Annotated in this window: 10 protein-coding genes; 6 read left to right on the plus strand and 4 right to left on the minus strand. The window is 73.0% G+C overall.

Annotated elements, in window-relative coordinates; translation table 11 throughout:
• Positions 1 to 130 precede the first annotated feature (130 nt).
• Complete coding sequence (locus tag ACWC24_RS25890) at positions 131 to 955, minus strand: helix-turn-helix domain-containing protein (RefSeq protein WP_450665325.1); 825 nt, start codon at positions 953 to 955, stop codon at positions 131 to 133.
• A 343-nt stretch (positions 956 to 1,298) separates the two neighbouring features.
• Between ACWC24_RS25890 and ACWC24_RS25895 the strand changes: the two genes are divergently transcribed.
• The gene (locus ACWC24_RS25895; protein ID WP_450665261.1) at positions 1,299 to 1,799 is read left to right on the plus strand and encodes an ATP-binding protein; all 501 of its coding nucleotides are present in this window, start codon (positions 1,299 to 1,301) and stop codon (positions 1,797 to 1,799) included.
• A gap of 132 nt (positions 1,800 to 1,931) precedes the next feature.
• On the opposite strand, the gene ACWC24_RS25900 is transcribed toward ACWC24_RS25895, so the two are convergent.
• The gene (locus ACWC24_RS25900; protein ID WP_351619530.1) at positions 1,932 to 2,192 is read right to left on the minus strand and encodes a DUF397 domain-containing protein; all 261 of its coding nucleotides are present in this window, start codon (positions 2,190 to 2,192) and stop codon (positions 1,932 to 1,934) included.
• 898 nt (positions 2,193 to 3,090) lie between these two features.
• Between ACWC24_RS25900 and ACWC24_RS25905 the strand changes: the two genes are divergently transcribed.
• Together ACWC24_RS25905 and ACWC24_RS25910 are read left to right on the plus strand one after the other, a co-directional pair.
• A complete protein-coding gene (locus ACWC24_RS25905; RefSeq protein WP_450665262.1) occupies positions 3,091 to 3,582 on the plus strand; it encodes a hypothetical protein in 492 nt (163 codons plus the stop codon).
• Positions 3,583 to 3,660: 78 nt separating this feature from the next.
• Positions 3,661 to 4,203 carry a DUF4232 domain-containing protein gene (locus ACWC24_RS25910; RefSeq protein WP_450665263.1) on the plus strand — a complete coding sequence of 181 codons (543 nt, stop codon included), beginning with the start codon at positions 3,661 to 3,663 and terminating at the stop codon, positions 4,201 to 4,203.
• A gap of 69 nt (positions 4,204 to 4,272) precedes the next feature.
• Here the strand turns inward: ACWC24_RS25910 and ACWC24_RS25915 are convergent, their stop codons facing one another.
• A complete protein-coding gene (locus tag ACWC24_RS25915) occupies positions 4,273 to 5,388 on the minus strand; it encodes a DUF2786 domain-containing protein (RefSeq protein ID WP_450665264.1) in 1,116 nt (371 codons plus the stop codon).
• A 102-nt stretch (positions 5,389 to 5,490) separates the two neighbouring features.
• On the opposite strand from ACWC24_RS25915, the gene ACWC24_RS25920 reads away from it, so the two are divergent.
• The 3 genes from ACWC24_RS25920 to ACWC24_RS25930 all read left to right on the plus strand — a co-directional run bounded on the left by ACWC24_RS25920 (position 5,491) and on the right by ACWC24_RS25930 (position 8,799).
• Complete coding sequence (locus ACWC24_RS25920) at positions 5,491 to 6,117, plus strand: LysE family translocator (RefSeq protein WP_450665265.1); 627 nt, start codon at positions 5,491 to 5,493, stop codon at positions 6,115 to 6,117.
• Between the two features lie 129 nt (positions 6,118 to 6,246).
• A complete protein-coding gene (locus tag ACWC24_RS25925) occupies positions 6,247 to 7,029 on the plus strand; it encodes a Clp protease N-terminal domain-containing protein (protein ID WP_450665266.1) in 783 nt (260 codons plus the stop codon).
• 78 nt (positions 7,030 to 7,107) lie between these two features.
• Complete coding sequence (locus tag ACWC24_RS25930) at positions 7,108 to 8,799, plus strand: bifunctional 3'-5' exonuclease/DNA polymerase (protein ID WP_450665267.1); 1,692 nt, start codon at positions 7,108 to 7,110, stop codon at positions 8,797 to 8,799.
• A gap of 69 nt (positions 8,800 to 8,868) precedes the next feature.
• Here the strand turns inward: ACWC24_RS25930 and ACWC24_RS25935 are convergent.
• On the minus strand, positions 8,869 to 11,299 hold a 2,431-nt coding region (locus ACWC24_RS25935), incomplete at its 5' end, for a tetratricopeptide repeat protein (protein WP_450665268.1).

An 11,299-nucleotide genomic window follows, 5' to 3' on the forward strand; every position in this document is an offset into this window, starting at 1 on the left:
CAACTTCTCGGTCTGATCACACGTCATCGTACTTGCGTCATACGGGAGTTGAAGGTGCTCATCGGCCAACCCCCTTGATATCCACAGGAAAACCGAGGGATTTCCCTCGGGGGCGGCGCCGCGGTCGCGGTCAGGAGAGCTGGAGCAGCCCGCGCAGCAGGTCGCGGCTCTCCCCGGGGCCGGGGCTGTCCTGCTGGAGTTCCTCGAGCGCGTGCTCGTACTGGGCGACGTCCTCGCGCTTGTCCAGGTACAGCGCGCTGGTCAGCTGCTCCAGATAGACGACGTCCGACAGATCGGACTCGGGGAAGCTGAGGATCGTGAAGGCGCCGGACTCGCCGGAGTGCCCGCCGAAGCCGAACGGCATGATCTGCAGCCGTACGTTGGGCCGCTCGGAGATCTCGATGAGGTGCTGGAGCTGGTCGCGCATGACCTTGCGGTCGCCGTAGGGGCGGCGCAGGGCGGCCTCGTCCAGGACGATGCGGAAGTCGGGGGCGTTCTCGGCGAAGAGGTACTTCTGCCGCTCCAGACGCAGCGTCACGCGCCGTTCGACGTCGGCCTCGCTCGCGCCCTTCATGCCGCGCCGCACGACCGCGCGGGCGTACGCCTCGGTCTGGAGCAGGCCGTGCACGAACTGCACCTCGTAGGCACGGATCGCGGACGCGGCGCCCTCCAGGCCCACATAGGTGGGGAACCAGCTGGGCAGCACGTCCGAGTAGCTGTGCCACCAGCCGGCGACGTTGGCCTCCCGGGCGAGGGCGACGAGCGAGGCGCGCTCCGCCTCGTCCGTGATGCCGTACAGCGTCAGCAGGTCCTCGACGTCCCGCGTCTTGAAGCTCACCCGGCCCAGCTCCATCCGGCTGATCTTGGACTCGGAAGCGCGGATGGAGTAGCCCGCCGCCTCACGGGTGATCCCGCGCGACTCGCGCAGCCGCCTGAGTTGCGAGCCGAGCAGCATGCGCCGCACCACCGATCCTGGCTCTCCCGCGCTCACGTTCGCCAGCCTCCCCAACATCCTTAGGCGCCGAAGTCTGCCACTAAATCACTCCGAGCAGTACTCGCCCGATTACAGAGATGGAAATAAGGCAACTCATGTGCACAGGAAGGAGCGAGCAGAGGACGAGGGGGTGGCGGGTGAGGGCCGAGAAGATGGCGGAAAAAATGGCCAAGAAGCGGTACGGGCGGGTCCAATTCGGTCACGTGCACGTGCATCTGCCCTTGCATCTGCTGTTCGCATCCGAAACCATGGTCCCGCGCCACCGCTGCATCGCAACGACCGCGAATTCCCGGGAGTGCCTCGCATGGGGACGAATGGATCGACCATGCTCGAGCCGTTACGGCAGGGCCTTCCGCCGCTGGACCCCGCGGCCGTGTCCGGCGCCGCCTCCTGCGCTCTGCCCGCCCGTTACGAGGCCGTGCGCGAGGCCAGACGCTTCACGCGCAGGACCCTCGACCAGTGGGCGATAGACGAACGCTTCGACGACATCTGTCTGGTCGTCTCCGAACTGGTCACCAACGCGCTGCGCCACGCCCTGCCGAACGGCACCGGCTGCGACGCGGAACAGCATCCGCCCGTGCGGCTGCATCTGATGCGCTGGACCGAGCGACTGGTGTGCGCGGTGCGCGACCCCAGCCACGAGAGCCCCGCGACCCGTCCGGCGGACGACTTCTCGGCGGAGTCGGGCCGCGGCCTGTTCCTGGTGGACTCCTTCAGCGACGGCTGGGGCTGGCACCCGCTGGCGGGCACGCTCGACGGCAAGGTGGTCTGGGCACTGTTCCATCTGCCGCCCCCGGCGGAATAACGAACCGCGGCGCTTCCTGGCGCCGCGGTTCTACGCGCGTTACGTACGATATGGGCGTTACGGGCTTCACGTACGCCATGAGTGTCGCGAAGGGGCGCGCGGCCCCGTCGGCTCCCGGCCCGACCCGACCCGTCAGCCGGCGATCAGATGGTCGAACTCGCCGTCCTTGATGCCGAGCAGCATCGCCTCGATCTCGGCCCGCGTGTAGACGAGAGCGGGGCCGTCCGGGAACCGTGAGTTCCGCACCGCCACATCACCGCCCGGCAGCCGGGCGAACTCCACGCAGGAGCCCTGCGAGTTGCTGTGTCGGCTCTTCTGCCAGGCCACCCCGTGCAACTGCGTGGCCGCCATGCCGTTGTACACGTCGTACCCCCCGTCAACATCGTGGTCCACAGGTCGCTCCCAGGTGGTGCACTGGCTGGTGTGGCCAATTGATGCAGTAGTCAACTGCCCTGGATCATAACCCTGTTCACGTGCAGATGCATGGGCAGATGCACGTGCACGCGGGGTGTTCCCGCGATTACAGCTTTGACGACCCCTTTACCGAAGCCGTTACGGCATGTGCCCCGAAGCCGGCGGCGCATTCGCACGTGCACTACGAACAGACGCGCGGCGGGACCCCTGTGTTCCACCCTCCACATGATCGTCCGATGGGCAGGATGACGGATCGGCATCGGTCCCGCGGACGGACGGCGTCCGTTCCCTGGCGTAGTCGCGACGTTCCGGTCCTACGACACCGGGACCGCGCGGACTCGACGCCAGGCCCGGGCGCGCGACGGCCAGAACCACTGGTCCCCGCGGACGACCGGGGAGTCCTCCCCCGGTGCGGGACAGGGCATCGGATCCGGCGCGGCGCCGGAGTCCGCTCTTCGCCGGAGCCACGGGCGCCCGAGGCGCGGACACTTCTGGACACAGGCCCCGGTTCCGCTCCGTCTGGCGGGTCCGGCGGCGGTACGGCGACAGGCGGTGCTGTTCCGGGCGGCGCGTCGGCGACATGCCGTGGAACACCGTCCTCCGGGCGCCGGGGTCCCACGGTTTCGGCCACGGAGGCGAGGGTTCCGCGCCACGGCGGAGGCCGAAAAGGCGCGTCCGGAAGCCTCGACCACGGCGCGGCCCCGCCCGCGGCTTCCCCGTACCGCCCGCGGTTCACCCATGCCGCCCCCTCGGGTCGCGGCGGGCCGCCCTGGTAGCTTGCTGCGGTCCTCCCGGTCCGTGGGCCGGCCGGCTTACTGCTTGGGAGTTTCCAGTGACTTCGGCGACCTTCTCGCGGCCTTCGCGCGGTGCGGCACGCGTGGCCTCCCGCCGGCGGGTGCGGCTCACCGCCCTGGGCGCAGGGCTCACGGGGGTGCTCGCGCTGAGCGCGTGCAGCGGCGGTGGCGGTGGCGGTTCCACGGAAGCGTCCTCGACGAGCCCGACGGCCACGGCGACCGCGGACACCGGGGGTACCGGCAAGGCGACCGCGGCCGCCGGCTCCCTGGAGGGGAGCTGGCTCGCCACGACCGACGGCCAGGCCGTGGCCCTGGTCGTCACCGGCAAGCAGGCGGGCCTCTTCGCCACCGGCGGCAATGTGTGCAGCGGCACCGCCGGCGAGGAGGCCGGGATGCAGATGATCCACCTCAAGTGCACGGACGGCAGCGGGAAGCGGGCCACGGGGATGGTCGACTCCGTCAACAGGACGACGCTGAAGGTCACCTGGCAGGGAGATCTCGGCAAGGAGACCTACACCAGGTCGGAGGGCGGGCAACTGCCCTCGGGCCTGCCCACGGCGAACCTCGGGTCCTGAGAAAAACGGGGTCGCGCGACGGGGCACCCGGTCCATGCGTGATGATCCAGGGGCACCGACACGACCTCAGGGGAACTCATGCGCGCCTTGCCCATCACCGTCACCGCCCTCGCCGCGGCACTCCTGCTCACCGCGTGCGACAGCGGCGGCGACAAGAGTGACGAGAAGACCGCCGGTGGCGGCGGCGCCTCCGGCGGCGTGTGCGCGTTCGGCGACGTCGACATGGAGATCGGCCCCGTCAACGCCGCTCCGGCCACCGGGGACACCGGCAACGTCTCCGTCAACGTGACCAACACCGGCTCCGAGTGCACCCTGAACGGCTTCCCGACCGTCACTCTCGGGTACGACAGCACCACCGCCACCGTCCCGCACGACGAGGCCGCTCAGGCGCAGAAGCTGACCCTCGCCAAGGGCGCGACGGTCTCCTTCACCCTCACCTACGTGCGGGGCGAGGCGGGCGACGCCAAGAGCTTCCCGGCCGAGGTCATGAAGTCCCGCCTGCCCGGTGACGACGCCGCCGCCACCCACAGCATCGACTGGACGTACGGCGATGTCGCGCTGAAGGACGGCACGGACAAGCCGGACGTCTCGGTGAGCGCCTTCCAGCAGTCCGGCGACTGACGACGACTGCGGCGGGCCGACGGCAGGACGACAGCCTGACACGGCGGCGGGCCGGGGGCCGCCGCCGTGTCAGGGCAGCCGGGGCCGGGAGCCCATCCGGGCCCGGTCGGCCGCCTCCACGCCCTCGGTCCAGCCCGCCTCGTCGCTCACCCCGCGCAGCCGGGTCGTCACCGTCTGCGGGAACATGCGGTCCGTGGCCGAGGAGACCGCGACCTCGCGGGAGGCGAGGACGGGCAGCAGGTCGTCCGTCACCTGCGTCTTCGCCGCAGCCGTCAGACGGCTGCCGATGCGATGGGCGTACGCGGCGAGGAACGACTGCCGGAAGGTCTTGGTCCGCTTGCGGCCGCCCGCGCGCTGGGCCGCCTCCGCCCGGGTCATCGCCGTCGTGGCCTGCACGAGCAGCGAGGTGTACAGCAGTTCGACCGCCGTCAGGTCGGCCTCGAAGCCGACGACCGTGGAGAACCCGAGGGGTTCGTTCCACACCGCCCGGCAGTGGTTCGCGCCGGCGACCGCGTCCAGCAGCACCGCCTTGGCCTGCTCGTACGGCGGCTCGACCCCGATCCGGCAGGCGCCCGGGGCGTCGGGGGCCGGCGCGCGGGCGGCCAGCAGCGCCTCGTCCACACTGTGCCGGGCCATGAGCTCCTGCGCCTTGGCGCTCAGTGCCTCCGCCTCCTCCGGGAACCCGGTCGCCTCCGCCTTGGCCAGCAGCGCGCGGATCCGGCCGAGCATCCGGGTGTCGGACCCGGTCCCGGGCTGCCGTCGCACGGGCTGCGCCAGCGGTTCCAGCGTGGGCAGCCGCAGCAGCAGTCGGTACAGCTCCAGGACCGCGCCGGCCCGCGAGAAACGGTCGGCCCCGGACGGCGCGCCGATCGCGGCCAGCTCGTCGAGCTGCGCCGCCCAGCGGGGACCGCGCGGACCGTCCGCGGGCACCTGCGCCCGGATCAGCGCCACGCACAGGCGCAGGTGTACGTCGTCCAGCTCGCGCCGCACCTGACGGACGAGGTCGGCGGGCTGCCAGCCGCGCCGCCAGGCCGTGGCCACGAACTCCCTGCCGCGGGCGTCGAGTTCGGCGTCGGCCGCCGGGTCGGACGCGAGCAGCGAGGCGCCGGCGTCGAGGGCGGTGTCGGTGGCGTCGTAGAGGGCGGCCTCGAAGGCGCGCTCGACGGTGCTGGTCGTACGGCTCACCCGTCGATCGTGCCACGAGGTCCCGGAACGTCGAAGCCGCCGGTGTCCCAGCCCCCGAAACCCCCTCGTCCGGGGCTCCGCGCGGATTCCAGCATGGCCGTCATGGTGGACACATCCCTGTACGCGACGTTCCTCGTCACCGCTTTCGCGCTCCGCGTCTCCCCCGGTCCCGGCATGATGTCCATCGTCGCGATGGGCGGGCGGGGCGGGCCCACGGCCGGGGTGATGGCGGCCTGCGGGGTCGCCTGCGCCACGCTCGTGCACCCGGTGGCCGCGGCGCTCGGCCCGTCGGCGCTGTTCGCGGCGCTGCCGGCGCTGTACCACGTGCCGCGCCGGGCGGGCGCGGGCTATCTGTCGCATCTGGCCGTGAAGGCGTTCCGGGACCGGTCGGCGCCGGGCGCGGAGGGTGCGCCGGGCGGGCCAGTACTGCGGCGCGCCTTCCGGCAGGGCGCCGTCACCAATCTGCTCAATCCCAAGGTGATCCTGTTCGACATCGCCCTCCTCCCCCAGTTCGTCGATCCGGAGCTGGGACACGTGCCGGAGCAGCTCCTGCTGCTCGGACCGACCATCGTGACGATGGGCTTCGTGGTGGACGGCCCGGTCGGGCCGCTGTCCGGGAAGCTGTCCGCGCTGCTGCGCCGCAGCCGCCGGGTGGCACGCGGGCTCGACGTGTTCAGCGGGACGGTCTTCACGGCGCCGGCGGTGCGACCGGCCGCCTCTCCCCGGTAGCCCCTTTCCGAAGGCCCCTTTCCGGAGACCCCTTTCCGGAGACCCCTTTCGGAGGCCCCTCCCGGACAACCCGCCCTCAACTGTCAACCACAAGTTGACGACTCTACCGTGTCAACCTAAGGTTGACACATGTCGAAGCAACCGACCACCACGTCATCCGTACGTCTCGACGACCTCATCTCCGCGATCAAGAAGGTCCACGCGGAGCCCCTCGAACAGCTCCAGGACGCGGTGCTCGCCGGCGAGTACCTGGGCGAGGTGGCCGACCATCTGATCGGCCACTTCGTGGACCAGGCGCGCCGCTCGGGGGCCTCCTGGACGGACATCGGCAAGAGCATGGGCGTCACCCGGCAGGCGGCACAGAAGCGGTTCGTGCCGAAGGAGTCGATCGACCTCGACCCCAGCCAGGGCTTCAACCGGTACACCCCGCGCGCCCGCAACGTGGTCATGGCCTCCCACAACGAGGCCAAGGCCGCGGGCGGCGCCGAGGGGCTGCCCGAACACCTCGTCCTCGGTCTGCTCGCCGAGCCCGAGGGGCTCGGCGCGCGGGCGATCATCGCGCAGGACGTCTCCCTGGACGCGGTCCGCGAGGCCGCGACGGCCGCGCTCCCGCCGGCCGCCGAAGAGGTGCCGGAGCTGATCCCGTACGGCCCCGCCGCCAAGAAGGCACTGGAGCTCACCTTCCGCGAGGCACTCCGCCTCGGCCACAACTACGTCGGCACCGAGCACATCCTGCTCGCCCTGCTGGAGTTCGAGAACGGCGAGGGCGTGCTGAGCGGGCTCGGCATCGACAAGGCCCGGTCCGAGGCGTTCGTCGTGGACCTGCTGGAGACGATGCGGCTGGACCATGAACAGGCGCAGGAGCAGGAGCAGGCGGAGGACCGGGACGGGGAGCGGGAGGAGAAGGGGTAGCCCTGCGGACCGAGACACCTGGGGACCGGGAAATCGCAGTTCAGGGCCATTGTCAGAGGCTGCTGCGAGACTCGGTGCATGGCCGACCGGTGGGCGCTCGCCCCGACCGAGGACGGTGGCGTGGAGATCGCCCCCCTCGGTCCGGACGGGCTGCCCGCCGCGCCGGTGGCGTGGGAGCCGGACCTCGCCGAGGCCGTACGCCGCAGACCGGAGGTCTTCCGCTGGGTGTGGCGCGCCACCGCCGAGGTCCACCCGCGACTGCTCGCCACGGGGGTGCGGGTCGAACGGTGCTACGACATCGAGGACGCCGAGACCCTCCTCCTCGGCCACGAGGGCCGTTACGGCGAACCCCGGTCGGCGGCCGCCGCCCTCGCCCGGCTGCGCGGCGGTCCGGTGCCGCCCGATCCGCGTCAGCGGTCCGCGGAGCCCGGCGCGCAGCCCCCGCTGTTCGAACCGCAGGGCACCCGGCTGCCGCTGACGGACCTCGTCGAGGTCTACGCCGAGCAGCAGCGGCGGCACGACCGGTCCGCCCACCCCGACCGGCTGCGGCTGCTGACGTCCGCGGAGTCGGCGGGGATGCTGGTGGCGGCCGAGATGAACCGCGCGGGACTGCCGTGGAGCGCGGACGTGCACCGCGAGGTCCTGCGCGAACTGCTCGGCGAGCGGTACACCGGCGGCGGTGAGCCCCGGCGCCTGGCCGAGCTCGCCGAGGAGGTGTCGGTGGCGTTCGGCCGCCGGGTGCGGCCCGATCTGCCCGCCGACGTCGTCAAGGCCTTCGCCCAGGCCGGCATCAAGGTCGGATCGACCCGGCGATGGGAGATCGAGTCCCTCGACCACCCGGCGGTGAAGCCGCTGATCGAGTACAAGAAGCTGTACCGCATCTGGGTCGCGCACGGCTGGTCCTGGCTCCAGGACTGGGTGCGTGACGGGCGGTTCCGGCCGGAGTTCCTCGCGGGCGGGACGGTCACCGGGCGCTGGGTGACCAACGGCGGTGGCGCCCTGCAGATCCCCAAGGTCATCCGGCGTGCCGTCGTCGCCGATCCCGGCTGGCGGTTCGTCGTCGCGGACGCCGACCAGATGGAACCGCGTGTGCTCGCCGCGATCTCCCGTGACCCCGGTCTGATGGAGGTGGCCGCCCGGGAGGACGACCTGTACCAGTCCGTCTCCGACCGTGCCTTCTCCGGCGACCGGGCCCAGGCCAAACTCGCCGTGCTCGGCGCGGTCTACGGCCAGACCTCCGGTGACGGCCTGAAGAACCTCGCCGCCCTCAGACGCCGCTTCCCCAGAGCGGTGGCGTACGTCGACGACGCGGCGCAGGCCGGCCAGGAGGGCCGGCTGGTGCGGACCTGGCTGGGGCGCACCTGTCCGCCCGCGGCCGGGGCGGGCGACGAGGGAGCGGAGGAAGCGGGGATGCCGCAGGAGGAGCCGGCCGGACAGCCCGCCGAGCAGGGCTGGATGCCCGGATACGCCTCCACCGACGCCCGCGCCCGCGGCCGCTTCGCCCGCAACTTCGTCGTCCAGGGCAGCGCGGCCGACTGGGCCCTGCTGCTGCTCGCCGCGCTGCGGCGGACCTGTGCCGGCATGGCGGCCGAACTGGTCTTCTTCCAGCACGACGAGGTGATCGTGCACTGCCCGGCGCACGAGGCCGACGCGGTCGTGGCCGCGATCCGGGAGGCGTCGGACCTCGCGGGACGGCTGACCTTCGGGGAGACCCCGGTGCGGTTCCCGTTCACGACGGCGGTGGTGCGGTGCTATGCCGACGCGAAGTGAACGGCCGCGGGCCGCGGACCGGCGGACGGCCGGGCAGGGCGTTCTTCGGCCGCGAGGAGGACGGCTGATTCAGCGGGGTCCGGCGAGCAGCGCCACGAGTTCCGCCACGACCGCCTTCTCGTCCGTCCCGTCCAGTGCCGCGAGGGCGGCGCGCCACTCCTCGTACGCCTCCTCGACACGTCCCCGCTCCCGGAGCAGCAGGCCGAGCTGGTGCCGGGCGAGCCCGCCTGTGTAGCGGTCGGCGCGGGCGTCCGCGCGGCGCAACAGCTCGGCGCACTCGCGGGCGGCGGGTCCGCCGCGCCCCAGCAGCCGCAGGGTGCGCACCAGCCCGAGCCGGGTCTGGGACTCGCCGTGCCAGTCGCCGTGGCCGCCGCGGATGCGTCGGCTCTCCTCGAAGTGCGGCAGGGCGGCGGCCGGTTCGCCCAGGGTCAGATGGGCGTAGCCGATGTTGCAGTGCGCCGAGTGCTGCACGATGACGGCGCCGAGCTCGTCGCCGAGGGCGAGGGAGCGCCGGTGCTGCTCGATCGCGGCCCGGGGGTCGGTGTGCTCGTACAGGTTGCCCAGGTGGCTGTGGGTGACGGCCTCGCCGTACGGGTCGTTCAGCTGCCGCGAGTACTCCAGGCTCTGCCGCAGGGCCGCACCGGACTCCTCGTACCGGCCGAGCCCTTCGAGCAGCAGACCCCGGTTGTTGAGGCAGCGCCGGATCCGGGAGAGCCGCTCCAGCCGACGCCAGAGGGCCAGCGCGCGGTCGTTGAGGGCCAGCGCGTCCTTCTGGCGGCCGGTCAGGAAGTGCAGGGCGGCGAGATCGCCCAGCGCGTGGGCCTCGGCCGCCTCGTCCCCGAGCCGGCGCGCGGCGGCGAGCGCGGCCCGCCCCAGCACCTCCATCTCGGCGCATCGCCCGCTGCGCTGGACGTAGGGGAACAGGAGCCGCAGGAGGGTGGAGACATGGGCGGCGGTGACGGCCTCCGCCGTGTCCGCCGGGTGGCGCCGGACGAGCGTGACGATGTTCTCCAGCTCCAGGTCGCCCCAGGCGAAGGCCTCCTCGGGGCCCTCGAAGGGCGGTACGTCGTGGGCCGGGTGACCGGGCGGCTGGGAGGCGGTCGGGCACCGGCGGTCGTCCTGCTCGTAGCCGGGCTCCACGATCGCGGTGAGGACCCGGTCGGCGACGGCGGCGTACCAGCGCAGGGCGAGGACGGCGGGGGCGGGTTCGTCCTCGGCGCGCGGGCCGGGCTCCGTGTCGGCCAGTTCGCGGGCGAAGTCGCGCACCAGGTCGTGGGGGGCGTAGCGGCCGTACGCCGTCTCCTCCAGGAGTGCCACGTCGACGAGGCGGTCGAGGGCGGCCTCGGCCCGGCGTTCGTCGGTGCCGAGGAGCCGGGCGAGCAGGGGCGCGCCGTACACGGGCAGATCGAGCGCGCCGATGCGGCGCAGTGCGCGGGCCGCGTCCCGGTCGGTCTCGCGCTCGGAGGCGGCCAGCGCGTCGTGCGCGACGGCCAGGGAGCGGCGGACGCTCAGATCGTCGTACTCCAGATGGTGCAACCGTCCCGTGGCGGCCAGTTGACCGGCGAGCACGTCCGGGGTGAGGGCACGGCGGGCGGCCAGCCGGGCGGCCACGACGCGCAGGGCCAGCGGGAGCCGGCCGGTGAGCTCGACGAGCGGATGGCCCGCGTCGAGGCCGTCGCGGCCGGAGACCGTGCGCAGCAGCGCTGCGCTGTCCTGGTCGGAGAGCGGGCCGAGCGGGAAGCGGCGGGCGCCGTCGAGCGCGGCCAGCGGGGAACGGCTGGTGACGATCACCGCGCAGCCGGGGCCGGCCGGCAGCAGCGGACGTATCTGCGCGGCGTGCGCGGCGTCGTCCAGCACCATCAGCGTGCGCGTCGGCGCGAGCAGGGAGCGCAGCAACGCGGTGGCCGCGTCCTGGTGTTCGGGGATGTGGCGGAGGTCGGCACCGAGGTCGCGCAGCAGTGCGGCCAGCGCCTGGGCGGGGGTGAGCGGGGTCATGCCCGGGGTGGCGCCGTGCAGGTTGATGTACAGCTGGCCGTCGGGGAAGCGGTCCCGCAGGCCGTGCGCGACATGCAGGGCGAGGGCGCTCTTGCCGACCCCGGCCATCCCGCTGACGACGGCCAGCGGGAGCGGGAGGGAGGGGAAGGCGGAAGCGCCGTGCGCGCCGTCCGCGTCGGGAGGGTCGGCTGTCAGCGTCCGGCGCAGGGCGTCCAGGACGTCGTGACGCCCGGTGAAGTGCGCGGGCCTGGGCGGCAGTTGGGCGGGCCGAGGCGCGTACGGGATGCCTCCGGCCGGGACGTGCGGGGGCGGGGTGTCCGCCTCCCCGGGGACGGCCGGACCGCTGCACGCCGGACCGCTCCGCACGGCCGGTACGACCGACACGCCACCTGCGCCGGGTGCGCTGGACGGGGCGGATCCGCCGGGCACCAGGGATGCAGCGGGCACGGCAGGCGCCAGGGGTGCCGCAGGCACGGCAGGCGCCACGGGTGCGGCAGCCCCCACA

This window comes from Streptomyces sp. NPDC001443 (genome assembly GCF_053597355.1).

Coding starts and splice junctions, on each gene's coding strand:
- ACWC24_RS25890 (WP_450665325.1), bottom strand. CDS start 955: ATGCTGCTCGGCTCGCAACTCAGGCGGCTGCGCGAGTCGCGCGGGATC.
- ACWC24_RS25895 (WP_450665261.1), top strand. CDS start 1,299: ATGGGGACGAATGGATCGACCATGCTCGAGCCGTTACGGCAGGGCCTT.
- ACWC24_RS25910 (WP_450665263.1), top strand. CDS start 3,661: ATGCGCGCCTTGCCCATCACCGTCACCGCCCTCGCCGCGGCACTCCTG.
- ACWC24_RS25920 (WP_450665265.1), top strand. CDS start 5,491: ATGGTGGACACATCCCTGTACGCGACGTTCCTCGTCACCGCTTTCGCG.
- ACWC24_RS25925 (WP_450665266.1), top strand. CDS start 6,247: ATGTCGAAGCAACCGACCACCACGTCATCCGTACGTCTCGACGACCTC.
- ACWC24_RS25930 (WP_450665267.1), top strand. CDS start 7,108: ATGGCCGACCGGTGGGCGCTCGCCCCGACCGAGGACGGTGGCGTGGAG.